Source organism: Pseudoxanthomonas beigongshangi (assembly GCF_016820515.1).
Classification (GTDB): Bacteria; Pseudomonadota; Gammaproteobacteria; order Xanthomonadales; family Xanthomonadaceae; genus Pseudoxanthomonas_A; species Pseudoxanthomonas_A beigongshangi.
Genome location: NZ_JADHDV010000015.1, coordinates 82,316 through 98,835, shown reverse-complemented (window position 1 = coordinate 98,835; position 16,520 = coordinate 82,316). Strand labels below are relative to the sequence as shown.

At 60.0% G+C, this 16,520-nt stretch carries 14 protein-coding genes; 7 read left to right on the top strand and 7 right to left on the bottom strand.

The window, feature by feature from the left end; genetic code table 11:
• The first annotated feature begins 288 nt into the window (after nt 1–288).
• From IQ458_RS12800 to IQ458_RS12790, 3 genes are all read left to right on the top strand, one after another.
• Nucleotides 289–678: a hypothetical protein gene (locus IQ458_RS12800; RefSeq protein WP_203323071.1), complete on the top strand. Its 390-nt coding sequence runs from the start codon at nt 289–291 to the stop codon at nt 676–678.
• Between the two features lie 194 nt (nt 679–872).
• Nucleotides 873–5,975: an ATP-binding protein gene (locus IQ458_RS12795; RefSeq protein ID WP_203323070.1), complete on the top strand. Its 5,103-nt coding sequence runs from the start codon at nt 873–875 to the stop codon at nt 5,973–5,975.
• 363 nt (nt 5,976–6,338) lie between these two features.
• The gene (locus IQ458_RS12790; protein WP_203323069.1) at nt 6,339–7,274 is read left to right on the top strand and encodes a DUF4238 domain-containing protein; all 936 of its coding nucleotides are present in this window, start codon (nt 6,339–6,341) and stop codon (nt 7,272–7,274) included.
• A gap of 99 nt (nt 7,275–7,373) precedes the next feature.
• Here IQ458_RS12790 and IQ458_RS12785 read toward each other — a convergent pair whose 3' ends face one another.
• The 4 genes from IQ458_RS12785 to IQ458_RS12770 all read right to left on the bottom strand — a co-directional run bounded on the left by IQ458_RS12785 (nt 7,374) and on the right by IQ458_RS12770 (nt 11,076).
• On the bottom strand, nt 7,374–8,303 hold the full coding sequence (locus IQ458_RS12785; protein ID WP_203323068.1) for a hypothetical protein: 930 nt from the start codon (nt 8,301–8,303) through the stop codon (nt 7,374–7,376).
• Nucleotides 8,300–9,256 (bottom strand): MvdC/MvdD family ATP grasp protein, encoded by a 957-nt coding sequence (locus IQ458_RS12780; RefSeq protein WP_203323067.1) that lies wholly within the window; start codon nt 9,254–9,256, stop codon nt 8,300–8,302. Before IQ458_RS12780 ends, IQ458_RS12785 begins: the two co-directional genes overlap by 4 nt.
• Entirely contained in the window at nt 9,256–9,456 is a 201-nt protein-coding gene (locus IQ458_RS12775) for a hypothetical protein (RefSeq protein ID WP_203323066.1), read from the bottom strand. Before IQ458_RS12775 ends, IQ458_RS12780 begins: the two co-directional genes overlap by 1 nt.
• Nucleotides 9,457–9,981: 525 nt before the next feature.
• Nucleotides 9,982–11,076 carry a site-specific integrase gene (locus IQ458_RS12770; RefSeq protein ID WP_203323065.1) on the bottom strand — a complete coding sequence of 365 codons (1,095 nt, stop codon included), beginning with the start codon at nt 11,074–11,076 and terminating at the stop codon, nt 9,982–9,984.
• A gap of 104 nt (nt 11,077–11,180) precedes the next feature.
• Here IQ458_RS12770 and IQ458_RS12765 point away from each other — a divergent pair, with 104 nt between their 5' ends.
• The 4 genes from IQ458_RS12765 to IQ458_RS12750 all read left to right on the top strand — a co-directional run bounded on the left by IQ458_RS12765 (nt 11,181) and on the right by IQ458_RS12750 (nt 14,050).
• A complete protein-coding gene (locus IQ458_RS12765; protein ID WP_203323064.1) occupies nt 11,181–12,107 on the top strand; it encodes a DNA-binding protein in 927 nt (308 codons plus the stop codon).
• A gap of 316 nt (nt 12,108–12,423) precedes the next feature.
• Nucleotides 12,424–12,756 carry a DUF3653 domain-containing protein gene (locus tag IQ458_RS12760; RefSeq protein WP_203323063.1) on the top strand — a complete coding sequence of 111 codons (333 nt, stop codon included), beginning with the start codon at nt 12,424–12,426 and terminating at the stop codon, nt 12,754–12,756.
• Nucleotides 12,757–12,874: 118 nt separating this feature from the next.
• Entirely contained in the window at nt 12,875–13,111 is a 237-nt protein-coding gene (locus IQ458_RS12755) for a hypothetical protein (protein WP_203323062.1), read from the top strand.
• Nucleotides 13,112–13,147: 36 nt separating this feature from the next.
• Nucleotides 13,148–14,050: a hypothetical protein gene (locus IQ458_RS12750; protein WP_203323061.1), complete on the top strand. Its 903-nt coding sequence runs from the start codon at nt 13,148–13,150 to the stop codon at nt 14,048–14,050.
• 328 nt (nt 14,051–14,378) lie between these two features.
• Here IQ458_RS12750 and IQ458_RS12745 read toward each other — a convergent pair whose 3' ends face one another.
• Genes IQ458_RS12745 through IQ458_RS12735 form a run of 3 tightly spaced genes read right to left on the bottom strand, consistent with a single transcriptional unit; the run spans nt 14,379 to nt 16,520 of the window.
• A complete protein-coding gene (locus IQ458_RS12745) occupies nt 14,379–15,071 on the bottom strand; it encodes a TraX family protein (RefSeq protein WP_235996811.1) in 693 nt (230 codons plus the stop codon).
• Nucleotides 15,040–16,224: a zonular occludens toxin domain-containing protein gene (locus IQ458_RS12740; RefSeq protein WP_203323060.1), complete on the bottom strand. Its 1,185-nt coding sequence runs from the start codon at nt 16,222–16,224 to the stop codon at nt 15,040–15,042. Before IQ458_RS12740 ends, IQ458_RS12745 begins: the two co-directional genes overlap by 32 nt.
• Nucleotides 16,221–16,520 carry a DUF2523 family protein gene (locus tag IQ458_RS12735; RefSeq protein WP_203323059.1) on the bottom strand — a complete coding sequence of 100 codons (300 nt, stop codon included), beginning with the start codon at nt 16,518–16,520 and terminating at the stop codon, nt 16,221–16,223. Before IQ458_RS12735 ends, IQ458_RS12740 begins: the two co-directional genes overlap by 4 nt.

Below are 16,520 nucleotides of genomic sequence, written 5' to 3'. Positions count from 1 at the left end.
TGTCTACGAAAGGCTGGCCGGTCCAATGGCCAGTGAACAACAGTTGGCTGAGGTGATGTCGGGAGATGGAACGGTCATAGCAGGTGGAGTTAGCGGAAAGGAACTCCGAGACTCACCACGCTTAAGCGCAGTCCATGGAGGACAAGAATCGGATTGGACGAAAGTAACGAGCTCGACACATACCGCTCCTGATGGACAGAAGTTCTCCACACACGCATATCAGAATCAGTCCACAGGCCAAGTCGTAGAGCCAAAGACAAAATTTGAGAACTGAAAGGTCATAACGCGATGCGCGTCAAATTGAACGATGGTTGGCGAAATGTTCTTGCTGAACTCGCCCATAAAAATCGAAAGCAGATGACATTCTTCCTTAGCAGCAAGAAGGAATACGTGGTGTATGGTTTGAGCTGGCATCCGGATTCCGAGATCTATCCAAGGCCCGTAACCTTATGTGAAGTGGTGGACGATGAGGGGAATCTGGTGTCTGTTCCCATTGATGTTTTTGAAATTGTCGATAGCAATATTTCGAGTACTTGGCAAGTCGAAAGAAATGCTAATAGCGTCCTAATGTGGCCTAGGGAATTCTTGGAAAAATTCTTCTTTGACGATCTGTCGGAAGGAAAATCAGGCGCCTTAGCAGCCTTTGAGCACGTGCGTGATTTGATCGGCAGGGATTGACTGGTGGACCAGCCAGCCTTTCGTATTGGTAGCGGCCAACGAGCATCAGCCAGCAATGCCTTTTATCAGGCGTGCCCACTAGGCATACCTAAGTTCGTGATTAGATTGATTTATCGGGGGTAGGGGAGGACGGCAGGGGGCTCAGATTTTTAGGTGGCTACGAAACCGGGTGCGATTCAGCGCAGAATATGGCAATGCACCGTGACGATCCCACTGCCGTCAGAAATGAATCGAGTCCCGCTGCACGCGGCGGCGCCGGCGCCTACATCGAAGGCGAGCTTGGTGCGTTCTACCTGCTGGCGCTCCTTGCCGACATCGAACCGCGCGGGCTGCCGGGATCGCGCATCCAGCGCGTTCGTTACCAAGGCGTAGATCAAGGCTTCTTGCTCGACGATCTGGTGATCCACGGAACATCTCATACTGGTGAGATGCTGCTGGAGATCCAATCGAAGCGGACAATCTCGTTCGCCCCGAAGGACACGGTATTCGAAGATGTCTGCAGGCAAGCCTTCAGGAGTGCCGCGCAGGGAATTCCCGAAGATAGGCATCGGCTTGCGATTGCGACGCAACGGACGAGTAGGGCCATCTCAGGTCCATACCAAGACGTTCTGGAATGGGCGCGCAAGGCTGCGACCGGAGCCGAGTTCTTCAGCCGACTGGCGGCAAAAGGCGTATCCGGGCTCGACATGCGGAAATTCGCCGGCACGTTCCGCGCGAACCTCGTGGCGGCAGGGGTTGCGGACGATGACGACGCGATCTGGCGATTCTTCAGGCGGTTCCTGATTCTGGAGTTCGACTTTGAGTCGAGTGCGCCGCTGGCGAGGACACACGGGCTGTTCGTTGCCAGGCAGATCCTCGCCCCTGGGGATGCACCGCGAGCGGAAGCGCTATGGAGCAACCTGGTCGAAATCTCGCTCGAGAGGGCGAAGGCAGGCGGATTCGTCGAACGCGTCGAACTGCGCGGGCTGCTCTCCGACCGCGGCTTCCGCTTCGCAGGCGACCGGGACTTCTCCGTACCAAGGCTGAAATTGGCGGAGAGATCACGACAAGCCTTGGCCGAGATCGGCAACAGCGTCGCCGGTGTCCAGCTTCCTCGACTCAAAGCAATCGATGCGCTCGACCTGGCCCTCGATCAGCATCGCTTCGTCGAGATCAGCGGTGGTCCTGGCGTCGGCAAGTCGGCGGTGCTAAAGCATGCCGCCGAGCGCATCGCTGTCCAATCCAACGTTCTCGTCCTAGATCCGGTGAGCACGCCGGAGGGCGGTTGGGCGGCCTTGGCGCAGACGTTGAATCTTCAGGCGACGGCGCAGGAGTTCTTGGCAGATCTGGCGACGAGCGGTGGCGGCGTGATATTCATCGACAGCCTCGATATGTTCACCTCTCCTGCGCGACGCCGGACAGTCAATGATCTGTTGCGGGAGGTCGCAGCGATCGAAGGCTTGTCGATCGTCGCCACCTCGCGGCCGGAATACAGCGCCGACGGAGACGGCTGGCTTGCGCCGGAATTGGCATCGCTGCTTGGACCGCTGCACACGGTCGTCATCGGCGAGCTTGACGATGATGAAGTCGAGACCTTGCGTGAGCATGCCCCCGAGCTTCGGGCACTCCTGGCGCCTGGACACGCCGCCGCAGCCATCGTCCGAAATCTGTACAGACTCTCGAGACTACTCAAGGTGCCGTCAACCACGACGATCCGGTCGGAGGCGGCGCTTGCAAGCCACTGGTGGCAAACCGCGGACTCCGCGGAGTCCGCCGACCGGCGAGCGGCCCAGCGGCTGATGGCCGATCTCGCGGACGCCGCGCTCGCAGGTGGCAATGCGATTGAGGTCCGGGACGATTCGCCCGCGCGCAACCACCTCCTACGATCCCAGACTCTGACAGAGCCCAGGCGAGACCATCTGCGGTTCTATCACGACGTGCTTCGGGACTGGGCCGTGGGCGCTCGCTTGCACGAGGATCCTGATGGCTTCAACGCACTTGACCTTGGAGTCCCAGCTTCAGCGAAGCTAGCGCGGGGAGTGGAGTTCGCTGGACGCTTTGCATTGGAGCTCACCACCGATAGCTCGCGATGGCCTGCCCTTCTGGAAAGACTGACGGTCGACGGATCGCACAGCTCCTGGCGACGCCATGCGCTGCTGGCGATCGTTCGCTCGGAGCTTTCGGCAAGCTTGCTCGATCGCTGCACTGCAGCACTTCTTTCTAAAGACGGCGAGCTGCTAATCGAACTGTGCATTGCGGTGACCGCAGTGGAGACGGTGTCGCCTGCCGACATGGCGCGAGACCTGACCGGAGAGTCGGCCGCATGGGCATCCTCGCTCTCAAAGGACATCCGCGTGCCGACCACGGCATCCGCGGCTAGATTGGTGGACTGGTGCATTCACCATTCGGCAGAGATTCCGCTCCAGGCGATCGCATCTGTAGTCAAACTGGTGCAGGTCCTGTACTTGGTGGTCAACGGTCTACCGAGGTTGGCCGCGCCTATCGCGGGAATGCTTTTCGGCTGGCTGCGCCAGCTCGACGAGCAAGATGCGGACGTCCTGATTCCTGCGGGGACTACGCCCTTGCGTATCGACCGCAGGTCCATGATCTCGGAGCTCAGGGCGGTGTCCTTGCTACTATCCGCCTACGCGCCGGAACAGACGAAGGCCTATCTGCGTGCGCTCGCCGTGGAGAACGACGGGTTCAAGTTCAAGGAGATCCGTCCATTCAGCGCGGTCATTGCACGCGTAGCGCCGCAAGAACTCGCCGATCTCGTTGCGGCCAGCTTGATCGCGCCGCCAGATCCTCGAGGCCAAAGCAGACGCCATCGGGACCAAGCGTTCAGTTTCAACGACGGCGACTACTTGCCGCCATCACCTGCGCAGACTCCGTTCCTGGACCTGCTGGAGGCGTCGCCCGGCGTGGGGCTCGACCTCGTGCGCAAGCTCGTCGATGTAGCAGTGGCTTTCCAATTTGGCGACAACGATCCGGAAACGAACGGATTCCTACTTGGTCTCGGCACTGGTCCGCGGTTCTTCCCATGGACGCATACGTACTTCTGGTCGCGTGACCAAGCTCGCGAGTACTCGGTTGCCTCCGCACTGATGGCATTGGAAGCCTGGGGACACGGTCGCATCGAGGCGGGGGAACCGCTGGACGCCGTTATAACTGACGTTCTCGGCCCCGATGGGAGCTGTGCGGCGTATCTCCTCGTGGCGATCGACCTTCTGCTGTCCAATTGGCCTGCCAGTCGAGATCTGTTGGTTCCTTTCATGGCGTCCCCGGAACTGCTGGCGACGGAAAGAGGACGAGCAGGGCATGACCGCTTGGCCACGATGGACTTCGGTATCGCCCAAGAACCCACCGGAAAGGTGCGTCTCGCCAACCTCCAAGCGAAGCCTTCCCGGGGTATAGCGCTCGAAAGCTTGTTGCCGGCCTATCTTCGGGACGACGATGCGTCACACGGCGTGCGCGCATTGCTTAGTGACGCCGTGATCAGGACAGGTACCTACGCTCCGCATTCGAACTTCGGCGATCCAGCTTTCATGGGGGCCCATGCACTCAACGTCCTTGACGCGGGCAATTGGATCGTCGTCGGCGACAAGCGCCAGTATCAATCACCGTCGGCGGAGGCGGAGCATCTTGCTCGCCTCGCCGAGTATTACAGTGGGCATCGCCGCTCCAGCGAAATCGAATCGAAGATCCAACTCGCGATACATGACCTAACGCACGCCACTACGGCTGTCGCCCGCGAATCGGTGGAGTTCGCAAACGGCGAGCTGCCGGATGACACCGATTCCGATGTGCTGCGATCGAGGTCGACCCGCCTTGCGGCTGCGGCGATGCTCGCGGCGCGTGACGGCGACGACGCGCTGCTGGATGAATACGAGAACTGGGTGCGCGAGGTTGTCAGGCTCACCTTGTCCCGGGAGGGAGACAGCTTCCGCACTTCAAGTTCAGCACTTGCCTACAATCCCCAAGCCCTCTCGGTACTGGCATTGATCCATCTTTGGCGCCGGCGCTGCCGTAATTTCGATCGCGATGCGTTGCTTCGCGCTGCAGCCCGACGAGACCGTTGTGCGGTGCCGGCGTTCTCGGCAGCGCTGGATGTCGTTGTGGGAACCGATCCGCGTCTGCTGAAGTCCGCCGCGCGTGTCGCCTTCGCGACGAGCCGCTGGAGGCACAGCCCCTGGCATGAGGACAAGGCGGACGCGGCGAGATACGGGCGTGAGAAGGAAAACGCCGATCGCCTGGCTCTCGAAGCCGAGACTGCTTGGCTGGACGGCGGTTCCGAACCTGCCTGGCCCACCTTTCCGGAGGAAGAGCCGATCCTCAGGCAACACACACGTATTCGAGGCCCGCGCTCGGCGGGAACCGACAATTCCGAGGACGCGGCAACCCCAAAACAGGCTCCGGAAGCGAGCGTTCACGTTGACACTCAGGCTGTCGCGCCTTGGCTGAATCTTCTGGCGGGCAACGGTGTGGCACGGGAATGGCATCCGGAGATCGTCGGGGCCTACGCTACCTGGTCCGCGAGGAAAAACGGATTCGGTCATCCACCGCATGTCGAAGTGGACAGGGAGCCGATGGAATGGAACAACGTTTTCTATGTCCTCGTCGCAAACGAGTTGATGGACGTCGGCGACAATCGGTTCGACGGACTTCTCGCGCAGATCGAGGGACTTCCGGACCGCTCGTTCGGAGACGTTTCGGAGATCGTGCTCCACGCCGCCGATGTCTGCTACTTCAACGAAGTATCGCGATCGCCCGAGCGTGCGGTGGAGCTTCGTCGGCGGTTGGTGGCCCGCGCTTCGAAATTGCGCTACTGGAACCGCGACCCACGGCCGGGAGATCTGTCGGTTGATCGTGACACCGGCGGTGTCGTCGCCAAGCTGTTGTTTAACACCCATAACCTGATCGGCGGCACCACCAGCTACCTAGTACCAACCGTGTTTGATCGCATTGATCCTTTACTAGACGTACTGCATCCCTTCGTTCGGAAAGGGCCAACTCCCTTCGTCGCGTTATGTACCATGAACATGTTGCTCATTGCACCACGAGTACGACATCTCGATTTCTTCCTTCACGCATCAGAAGCATGGCTCCAGCGATTGCCTACTGATGTAGGGTTGTGGGTAGAACTCGGAATAGGTCGTCTGCTGGTGGACTGGTTGAACGCAGTCTCGCGCGAAGATCCATCGCTACTCGCGCGCAGCCATCCGATGCGCAATCGTATCGACAGCATTGTCGGACAGCTCGTTAAGCTTGGCGTTCCGGGGAGCTATGATTTTGAGAGGATCGTGGAGCAGAGCGGGTGATCGACAGTGTCGGATGCATTTTCTCGAATAGGTCTCCAGTGCGGTCTCCGCGGCCATTAGAACCACTTCGAAGCCGTGGACCGAGACGGCGGCTAGGGCCTTTGCCATGGCGTGGTCGCCGTGAGGCTGGCGCAGTAAGCGTTTCGGCAGGGCCATAGTGTGGAACGGCGCGCCGTCATGCAGATCCCCGGACTTGCACTGGACCAGCGCGATGTAGAGCTGTTATTCATGGTGACGACTGGAACACCTTCCGGGATAGCAGTGCAATCTGGAATCGGCGTCCACTCGGTGGTTAGTGGCGGCACGAAATCGCGGGTGCGGCAGGCTTCGCCGCTCCAGCCCTTTTAGGTTCAAGTCTCTTACATGTCTAGCCAAGACATCCCGCAGAATCGCCCCAAGCACCAGCACTGGGTTCCGCAGTTCTATCTGCGCTACTACGCAACGCCGGAGACCCGCAGAACCAAACAGCCGAAAGTCTGTATATTTTCGAGAGATGAGTCAGATGGGGATGAGAAGCTAACGAACATCAGGAATGTCTGTGGCCAGCGGTACCTCTATTCACCGGCTACCGGGGCAGGGGAGCGAGACTGGACACTTGAGGATCTTCTCATGGATCTTGAATCTGATCTCGCGCGGATATGGCCTGCGCTGGCGGAAGACTATGTTGCACTCGATGGCACCAGCTTGCGCAAGATTGTGGCGCTTTTCCTGGCCGTGACCTACCTGCGTCATCCCGACGTTCGTGCGCAGATGGAATCGATCCACGCCCGTCTTGTGGAAGCTTACGATGCCGCGCCAAAGCGGCTGGATGGCACGCCAGATGTCGAAATAATGGAGATCAATGGGAAAAGCTACGCAGTGTCGACCGAAGGTTGGCACGACTATCGCGCTTGGGGGAAGGCCGAGCACGATCGCTTCTTCGCGCATCTGGTTCGTTCGGATGCCATCCGGATTGCAGAGCATCTGGTGCAGAAGCGGTGGTCGATCGTTGTTGCGAACGGGGACACTTTCATCACCTCGGACAAACCCGTGGGGCTGCAGCACGAAACCAGGGAGAAATTCGGGATCGAAGGTCAAGGAACGATCATCACGTTCCCTATTAGCCCCACACGCCTCCTTGTCCTCGACGACATGCACTCCGAGCCCGCCAATCAGTACTACCCACTGAAAGAGGGCAACGGAGCGGCGTTCAATTTCACCACATGGCGGAGTGCGAGTCGGTTTCTCATCACGGGTCGATCCGTACCTGAAGTGTTAACGGAGATGCTGTCTTTGGACGACGGAGACGCGGCGACCTGATCCAAGGAATCGTGAATTGGCGAGTCAGGCAAACAATGGTGCCGGTGCGCTGTGCGGCAGCTTGCGGCACATGTTGAGATCGGCGATGGAACCCGAACGTCACGGCTGTTTGCTCGGCTCAGCGCGTTTCGGAGTTGTTTGCGTTGCAGGGCCTTGGTTAGCTGGTGGCGCGGTCGGAAGGTCGTTCGCGTGACTTGCGGATATGCCTTGGATATCAAGCCGCAACTTGCCCAACTCATCCCGCGTTCTGTTCTGCTCCGCGCGTAGCACTTCTGCTTGATCGATTCTGTCGATCAAGGTTTCCAATGTGCTATTCAACTGCAACAACGCGGGATCATTAACGGATTGCTGGCGACTGGCCGCCGCAGCGATACCGGGAACGGTCACGGCGCCCGCCAACAGGACGAAAGCAACGGAGATTGCCAGGAACATCTGCGATGCGCGAATGAAGTTCGCGACATGGTCGTTGAGCGCCTGTTGCTTGATATACACATAGAGCAGGCCGCGTCCATGGAAGTCGTCGGTCGCCTTCCTGAAGGTCCGGGAGGCAACGACGCTCTCGATGCCAAGTTCCTCGCGTTCTCGAACGGACAAGGCTCGCAGCACGGCGAGAAAGCCCATCACCATGCTGGCGATGGCCAGCACGACAAGGGTCAGGGAAGTACACCTGACCCACGCGGAGATCGACGGTTCCTTGACGATGAAAGCCGACAGAGCGATGACGATGGGTGCGGCAATCCCAAGGCCGGAAAGCGTGGCCGTCGATTTCTGCTCGAGGTGCTCGGAGCGTACCCTCGCTTCCTCCCAAAGCTTTTCGATCCGCTGCAGCAACTTCGGGCGGATTATGCCTTTCGGCGAGTTCGCGGTGATGAGCTGCTCCGGAGATGGAGCCGTGGCGTACGCAGAGAATGTGTGACGCAGCAACACGAGGAAGGTCGCGATGCTCTTCTTCCAGGCATCAAGGTATGTCCGGGAGGAAAACGGAAGGCGACGCGGTGGTTTGGAAAGATAGTCCAAGGCCTGGCTCATGATCCTGTCTGGTGTTTGGGATTGAACAGATCGATAAAGGCATCGCGCAGCGGCAGGTCGAGTTCAAGTTCCAGCCATGCCCATTCGCCGGCTGGATTGACCTCAAGGAAAAACAGTTCGCCCTCCGGCGATTGGACGAAGTCAAAGGCGCCATAGACCAGGTCGAGCGCTTTCAAGAGTTTCTTGCAGTTGTCGACGACTGGCTCGGGAAGCGTGCAAGGACGATAGATCAGATCGTTGGGGCACGACCTCCAGTCGATGTCAGCATCGGGGGCCGTTTCGATGGCGACGGGGAATGCACGGTCTCCAATGATCGTCAGCCTGATGTCCAAGCCCTTGGGTACCAGCTTCTGCAGCAGCGTTGGGAATGCGCAGAAGGCTAACTCGGCAAGGTCGCCCTCCATGACTTCCCAAGTGCGCACGGCGAACCATTGCGACCGTGTGGCGACGAGGCCTTGGGAGATCGGCTTGCAGATGACGCGTCCATGCTGCTTCGCGAAGGCCTGCAGCTCTCTCGAGTCGCTGCTGATGATCGTGGCCGGGATCTGAAGGCCGTAATGCGGTGCCAGGGCGAGCTGGCGCACCTTGCGCTCGGCGCGCTCCGTTGCGCCGATGGGGTTCACCCACCTTGCGCCTCCGGTTTCAGGCAGCAGACCTTCCAGGAGATAGCGAAGCTCCTGCCCCGCGAATCTCCTGAACTCCGCCGGTACGTCATCGAGGCCGACGGGATGGATGGCACGTCGATACCAGACGGCGTCGACACTGGCCAATGGTGCTTCTCTGAACTCGCTGCGCAGCAGTGAGTCGATGCCGGACGAATCGCAGTGGATCGAGTAACTGAGATTGGCGGCATCCTCAGAATCCAGCCGGAAGTAGTCGATGCCTTTCTCTTCCAGTCGCGTGATCATGAAGTCAGCGGCGAGGTCGTCCCGATTGCTAACGATCAGCAGCATCAGTACCGGTCTTCATCACTAATGCGTTCCGATTGATCGTGACCTTCGCTGGTGGCTGTAACGACGGTCTCTCCAAAATCGGAGGCGCGCACAGATTCGGACTGATCGACACCTTCTGAGGTTTCGGTCATGACGGTCTCGCCCCAATCGGAGGCGCGGGTGCCCTCCGATTGATCGATGCCCTCGGAGGTTTTGGTCATGACGGTCTCACCCCAGTCGGAGGCACGGGTAACCTCCGATTGGTCGACGCCTTCGGAAGTTCTCGTTGTGATGGTTTCACCCCAGTCGCTGCGCTGGCGGCTGTTCGGGCGTACATGCTCCGCTACGACCGGAAGTCCGGAGTCCCTAGAGATCCAGAGTTGGCGCATTGGGTCGAATACCCGGCTTGGGTCAGGTACGTGTCCCGGTATGGGCTTTCGAGACTTCAGCACGAATGGCTGGCGACGCGACTCATTCATATCGGCTCCAGTTAAACGATCAATTTGGCAACTATGAATCGTGCGTCACGGTAATACGACGCAAGGGGTGACAGGCCGGACAATCAGAGTTCGACAAGAGTGTTGCCGGTCCGTTTGTTTGGAAATACTCCACAGCACTGGCCGCGGCCCGATGAGCGGTCAGGTCCAGGAAACCTCTGCCGGCCTCTGAGAATACTGATCTAAGGGTAGCGCGCCAATCTGGTCTAGATGACTACTTCTGGCCAAAGTCGCACCGATGTTAAGAGGCTAGGGCAGGTCGTCTTCCAGTAGCCGAGCGGCGGGATTCATCGCAGCGCCGCCCGACTGGAAATATCCCACGACGCTCGACACTGCTCGGTGTTCGGTCAGTTGCATGATCGCCGGCAGCGACACCCCTTGGCGGCTCGCCTCGGTCACGAACCCGGATCGCAGGCTATGCCCCCCAAAATCCCCCTCCAACCCCGCCATGCGGGCCCGCCGCTGCACGATCTCACCCACCGCAGCCGGGGACAGGGCAGGGCCCACCCGCTGTTTCCAGAGCCGCCGGAAGATCGCCCCTTCGGTGATCCCGGATGCCTCCAGCCAATCCTCGAGGGCGAGGGCGGCCCGATCCAACACCGGCTTGTCGGGGGTGGAGGATGCGGTGACGCCGGCCTGCTGGGTCTTGCTGTACTCCAGCCGGTAGATATAGCCCTTGTCGCCGATCCGGCGTAGATCGCGCAGGTCGGCTGCGGCGATCTCGCTGCGCCGGCGTCCGCCGCTGGCGAATCCGAAGCAGAGCAGGGCACGGTCGCGCAGGCCTTCTAGGCTGTCGTCGCAGGTGGCCAGCATCGCTTCTAGCTCTGCCAAGGTGATCGCGGTCTTCTTGCGGGGTCGCTCGCCGCGTTTGACCGAAGCACGGGCCGCACGGCTGAGCAAGGTGCGAATCGCGGGCTGCTCGCAGGGATTGGGCTGCTGCTTGAGTCGGTGCGCGGTGGACAGCACCGCCACCCGATGCCGGACGGTGGACAAAGTCCAAGGACCCAGCTTGGCCTTCAGGCCGGCGGCCACCAAGGCCTGGTCGACCGCCGGCGGCAGTTCCCACGTCAGCTCGCCGTCGGCGTTGCGCCGGACCACATGGTCGACCACGAACTGCAGCACGGCCGCCTCGGACACCGGCAGGGTCAGTTCGATCCCGTAGCGCGCCGCGTGCCAGCCGGCCCAATAGCGCAGCGCGCTGGTGTAGCTGCGGGTCGTGTTGGCCGCGGCCGCTTCGGCGAGCAGTTCGCGCACCGCGTCGGCGGCCTGTTGGGCCAGCTGAGCGGGCAGGGCTAGGCTGGCCGCCGGTTGCGCAAGGGCAGGAATCGCGGGAATATCTTTCATAGTATGTACGTTTTACTACGATAAATCGCCTATAGCCACGATAATCATCACTTATCACCAGTACGTATTCAGCCGAGTAGGGCACCGGCGTAGGAAGCACTTCCATGGCTCGAGGCATCACCGAAACTGACGTCCACGCGGCAGCCGACGATCTCGTCGCCGCGGGCGAACGACCAACGGTCGAACGCATCCGCGCGCATTTGGGTACCGGTTCGCCGAACACGGTGACCCGTTGGCTGGAGACTTGGTGGAAGACGCTCGGCGGGCGATTGCAGGCACAGCGCGCCCGCTTGGCTGTCCCCGACGCGCCAGAAGCCGTGGCTGGTCTGGCAGGGGAGTGGTGGACCTTGGCGCTGCAGCATGCCCGAAACGAAGCATTGGAGGCCTTGGCCGATGAGCGTTCCGCCCTGCATGCAGAACATCGTGCATTCCAGCGGGAGCGCGAGGACCTGGCTGCCGAGATTGCGTCGCTTCGGAAGCAGGCCGACGCAGCCATCCACGCCGAGCAGGTCGCTTCGGCCCAAGCCGCTGAGCTGCAGCGCCTGGTTAACCAGTTGGAGGAGCATTCTGCGGAAATGGCCCAACAACGTGATGCGGCGCTCCTGCGGGTTACACAGGCTGAGAACGAACGGCGGGCGGCCCAGGTGCGTATCCAGGAGCTGCTGGAATCCGCCGACAAAGAGCGCGATGCCATAATCCAACATGCACGAACCGTTGAGGATCGCGCGCACGCTGAAATCGACCGTGCGCGCCAGAAGGTCAAAGACCTTGAGGTTCATCTCGCTAATGCCGCGCAGGAGCAGGTTCTTCTTAAGAAGTCACAGGTAGCGGCTGCGGAAGAATTCAGACTGAAGGCAAACGAGATCCAACGGGATGCTGACATACAGCGCGCTCGTGCCAATGCCTTGGAAGTCCAACTCGCCAAACTGCACGATCTACCAGCAGCCTTGGAGGCAGCATGGCGGCGCAGCGGGCCAACTGTAGTCTCTCCAAAAGCACCGTCCAAGAGATCCAAGCGGCGTTCTGCGTAGATGTGGATCATGCTAAATGCTGTCCTTTATTTGGGAAATTCCTCTTACTAATCAAGGAAGAGCACGATCCAAAGCAAAAAGGACAGCAATTGCCGAAACCGACAGCCAGACCCGCCGGGACAGGCCGTCCCGGAATTTACATAANAGACCCGCCGGGACAGGCCGTCCCGGAATTTACATAATATGCATTATGCGAAAAGACATATCGTCGTGCCCGGAGGGTCTGGCGCTACTACTGGTCCCTGCTGCGCCTGATGCTGGACCGGCTGTTGCAAGGAAACCGGGACGATTCCCAAGCCATGGAGGCCCTAAGCCTATGAACCGTCCCCCGTGCTGGCCCAAGGACCGCACCAAGCCCAACCCGTGTGCACTGGCGCACTATGCCCGTGTCGTTGACGGTCACACCGACCTGACCGCCGATTGGCTGGGCTGGAAACAGCGTGGTCGCTGGCTGGTCTCGCCGGCTGGCGACCGTATCAGTCCGGAACGCATGAAAGGCCTTCTCTGGCGACTGGAACAGGAAGAACGGCTGACCGCTACCCGCAACTGTAACGCGTCACGAAAAGCGGTTCGGCAGCAGTTGGTGAAAGTCGTCGTGGTAGACCTGGCCGACTGGCAGGCCCAGCGCTTCGGCACCCGCGCCGGTTGAAGGCGTCACCGTAGGGGCGCTGCCCCTACACCCCGAATCCTGCGATCGAAGACTACACCTGTAGTCAATCTAGCCGGCGAATCTCATCGCCAGCGACGGCCAGCGGTAGCCTATTCCCATGGAATGGCGAGACCCACCACCCGGCGAACTTTTCGCGACCTGGACACTGCACTTCGGGCGCTACCGGGTCGCTTCGATGACGAAATGCAGCTGTGGCGTGCAGCTGCAGCTCAAGCAGCACCGCTACCAGTACCAGTGGCTTTCCGGGCGCGCCGCCAGCATTGCCCAGGGGAAGCGCTTCGCCGAACGTTGGACGCGGGCCTACCTACAAAGGCATCCCATTGACGACCCCTGATAGGATCCCCCCGGGGAAAGCAATCAGGGAGATGTAATGGACAACGATATGCCGGCTTCCCAGAAAAAGGTATTCGCCAAACTGGGGGTTCTGACCCAAATTCTTGGGCCAATGTACTTCCTGCTCAAAGTCAGTCTTAGGACGCCACTTGTATACCTTGTTTTATGTGGGTTCTGGTACGCACACCGCTCAGAGCACTCCACATCAAAGCCATTCACGTTCGGCGAATTAGTTCTTTGGCTCGACGCCCTCGATACGACCATGAAGGCTGCGGTTGTGGCGAGCCTAGTTACAGCTGTTGGATTCTGTGTGTCGTTCTGGGTTGCAACAAGGCAGTGGAGAGACCAAAAAGGGGCTGATATCCGCCTTCAAGTTGCATCAGAACTACATGCGTTCTTCTCTCATGCCGCAGACAATATTAGAACCATAGAAGGATTCGCCTCTCGCTTAGTTGAGCTGCAGCGCGAAATTAGGTCCCGAAATTTCGACGAAGTGAATGCAGCGGTGCTCATAAAACTTCTGATTGAGACGCACCCTGAATTCGAGCAGGCGAAAACGAGACTGATGCGCCAATCAATCACCGTGCATGATCTTAGGTCGAAGTATAGCCTTGTGCTTCTATCCACATTCTGGGGATACAAGGGTTTTGAGGCCGCAGTTGGTTACCTCGATGCGTTCACTTCCAACGTTAATTTTATGCCTTCCGGCATCGAATTAAGTAACCAGGGTATTGCTCAATTCGTAGTCGGTCGCGACTTAAGTTCAGCAGAGAAATTCATTGAGCTGCATTGGTCTACAACTCATCTTATGGTTGGTGGAGCTGCATTCGCTCAAGGGAACGCCTTCTCAAAAGTTATCGATGTGAATATCTGGAGCGTTTTCTTTTCTGGTCGCGCACTCCGGAAGATGTCTTTTGGCGACAAAACGAACGTTGAGTAAAAGAAGACCTTTGAGGACAATCAATGGAACGAGAGCTGCCGCCATACCGGGCTGCCGTGACGAAGCCAACCAGGTCGAACATCTGGCCGACATTGATCGTCGGACTCACCTTGGCGGCGATTATTGCCGGTGCTTCCAACTGCTGGGGAAAACGCGACTTCGCTGGGAAGCCAACCGAACCGAACGCACCCAGCACAAGGACGCTTTCGAGGAGCAATGGCGAGCCTCTCAGGCGACTCCCGCCCAGCAACAGGCGGACCGCGCCAAACCCCGAGAGCCGCTCAGAAATCCGAACCTACGGTGCATCAACGGGCAGCTGTTCCGGAAGCTACCCAACGGCTGGGAAAACATCCCCGGAGAACGCTGCTAGCGCCAGTACAGCCAGGTGCGCCACGTAGTAGCCCAAGAACACCCACGGAGCGCGCGGGAAGTTACTCTGGGACTTCCCCAGCCACCAGACCAGCGGGAACGCGCCGAGCGCGTAGACGTTCCCGTTGATGACCCACAGCGAGGCCACCGCTGCCACCAGGCCGGCCCAGCCGGTCCAATGGCCATGGGAACGCAATAGCCAGGTGGTGGCCACCACGACGCCAATGCCGGTCCAGCCATAGTCAACAAACAGCCCGCCCACCAGCCAGGCCAACAGGCCCAGCGCCCGCGAACGTTCCGTGCTGACGTAGACGCCGAGTGCCAGCGTGAACAAGACATTGAGCGGGAACGTGTAACCGAAGGCCAGCGCGTGAAAAGGCTGCGCCACCGCCGCGGCAACCAGTAGCCGCGTCAATGAGCGTCCCGCGGCGGATGGATCGCGATGCGTGTGCAGGTTGTAGGCCAGAACCATCGCGAAAATGGGAAACACCACCCTGGCCAGCTCAGACACTCCGGCCAAGCCACCGTCGAACAGGACTTTGTTGACGTGGTCGCCAGTCATCAGCAGCAGGGCGAGCCACTTCAAATGCTCGCGCCCGGCGCTGGTCAGCGTGAGCGCGTCAGAAATGCGGAGCGGGTGCGTTAACGACATTGGAGGTCTCCCCTACTTTGGCGAAATCGCCGTTGACCACGGCTCCGGTTAACGAGCCACCCGGTGGCTGCGCTGGCGCTGGCGCCGGCGTTGCCGGCATGAACTGGTCCTGCCGGCGTTCCTTGTACGGGTTGTAAGGCAACCCGTGCCGCGCCACGCGCCGGCATTCGGGTTGGCTCATCTCGTAACGCGTGCCCTGCTCGGTCAAGCACGTACAGGACGGGTCACCGCCCTCCTCCGCCGAAGGCATGCTCGACATGCAGAACAACTGCGGGTCCACCGTCGTCGGGCGTTGGTCATACACCTCCGCCGTCCAGGGCATCGAGTTGAAACGCGGAAGGTGGGCCTTGGCATACGCGAGTGGGCTGTCGTACTTGACGACGGCCCCATCCTTGGCAGCTGCGCCGGTGGCGGCCATTGCGCCAGCTTGCGCTGGCGCTGCGGCCGCCCCGGCTTGTGGCTCGTCTTTCTTGCCGAACAGGTTTTTCCCGTTCCAATACGCGTAGCCCACCAGCGCAGCGGCCACAGCGGCAAGCATCAGACCACGCTTCATCTTGCTGGACATCGTCCGCTTGACGGTATGCACCTCAGCGGACTTGTACAAGCCGTAACAGTCAGCCGGGAATGCCCACGACTCGTGATCCTCGGCGAGCAACGCGCGCGGGCTGCGCACGTTGTCAATCACCTTGCTGGCGCGGTACACCGTCGCGAGCTGCTTGCCGTTCTCGCGCACCAGGTGTTCGTGCAGGCCCACCAGCTGGCGAATATTCAAGTGAATCAGCGACGGGCTTTGCGTGACAATAATCAGGCGAATGCCGACGTGGCGGATGGTTTCCATCGCCTGGATATTGCGCGGCACTATCTTCTCAGGCTTGCCGGTCTGCGGGTTGTTAACCGTTTCGGTGACACCCGCGCGCCAGAACTTCTGCGCCTCGTCGACCACCAGAATCGAGCCTGCGGGCAGTTCTTCCCACTTCCACGGGTCCTCGAACGGCATCGCACCATCGATGTTGAGGCCGTTGAGGTTGCAGACGTAGACCTGCTCGCCGGCCTTAACCGCTTCGCGGATATACCACACCGTGCGCAGCGTCTTGCCGTTACCAGGTACGCCGGTAATCAGCGTAATGGACGAGTTGGCGGCGATGGCGCTCATGCGTCCTTCTTCGCGAAGAAGATGCGCTTTGCCGAGATCAACGTCAGCCCCGACACCGTAATGCTCGCCACCTTGGTCACGCCGAACAGTGCCAGCCAGCACTGGAACCCTGCCGGGATGGATGCCCAGGCGGTCATGGCGTGGTCAATCAGCGGCTGCACCGCAAACTCGTTGGTCGCAATGACGATGCCCGCGCGGCCTAGGAAGCCGGCCACCATGATGATGGCCTTCGCGGCGAAGAACCGCATTATCCAAGGCCCGAGGACTGCCAACAGTTCAGCCAATACGACAGGCAT

Excerpts from the sequence above, each read along its gene's own strand:
- IQ458_RS12735 (WP_203323059.1), bottom strand. The coding sequence starts at position 16,520 with ATGCCTGTCGTATTGGCTGAACTGTTGGCAGTCCTCGGGCCTTGGATA.
- IQ458_RS12800 (WP_203323071.1), top strand. The coding sequence starts at position 289 with ATGCGCGTCAAATTGAACGATGGTTGGCGAAATGTTCTTGCTGAACTC.
- IQ458_RS12795 (WP_203323070.1), top strand. The coding sequence starts at position 873 with ATGCACCGTGACGATCCCACTGCCGTCAGAAATGAATCGAGTCCCGCT.
- IQ458_RS12785 (WP_203323068.1), bottom strand. The coding sequence starts at position 8,303 with ATGAGCCAGGCCTTGGACTATCTTTCCAAACCACCGCGTCGCCTTCCG.
- IQ458_RS12790 (WP_203323069.1), top strand. The coding sequence starts at position 6,339 with ATGTCTAGCCAAGACATCCCGCAGAATCGCCCCAAGCACCAGCACTGG.
- IQ458_RS12740 (WP_203323060.1), bottom strand. The coding sequence starts at position 16,224 with ATGAGCGCCATCGCCGCCAACTCGTCCATTACGCTGATTACCGGCGTA.
- IQ458_RS12745 (WP_235996811.1), bottom strand. The coding sequence starts at position 15,071 with ATGTCGTTAACGCACCCGCTCCGCATTTCTGACGCGCTCACGCTGACC.
- IQ458_RS12775 (WP_203323066.1), bottom strand. The coding sequence starts at position 9,456 with ATGACCAAAACCTCCGAGGGCATCGATCAATCGGAGGGCACCCGCGCC.
- IQ458_RS12760 (WP_203323063.1), top strand. The coding sequence starts at position 12,424 with ATGAACCGTCCCCCGTGCTGGCCCAAGGACCGCACCAAGCCCAACCCG.
- IQ458_RS12780 (WP_203323067.1), bottom strand. The coding sequence starts at position 9,256 with ATGCTGCTGATCGTTAGCAATCGGGACGACCTCGCCGCTGACTTCATG.
- IQ458_RS12770 (WP_203323065.1), bottom strand. The coding sequence starts at position 11,076 with ATGAAAGATATTCCCGCGATTCCTGCCCTTGCGCAACCGGCGGCCAGC.
- IQ458_RS12750 (WP_203323061.1), top strand. The coding sequence starts at position 13,148 with ATGGACAACGATATGCCGGCTTCCCAGAAAAAGGTATTCGCCAAACTG.
- IQ458_RS12765 (WP_203323064.1), top strand. The coding sequence starts at position 11,181 with ATGGCTCGAGGCATCACCGAAACTGACGTCCACGCGGCAGCCGACGAT.
- IQ458_RS12755 (WP_203323062.1), top strand. The coding sequence starts at position 12,875 with ATGGAATGGCGAGACCCACCACCCGGCGAACTTTTCGCGACCTGGACA.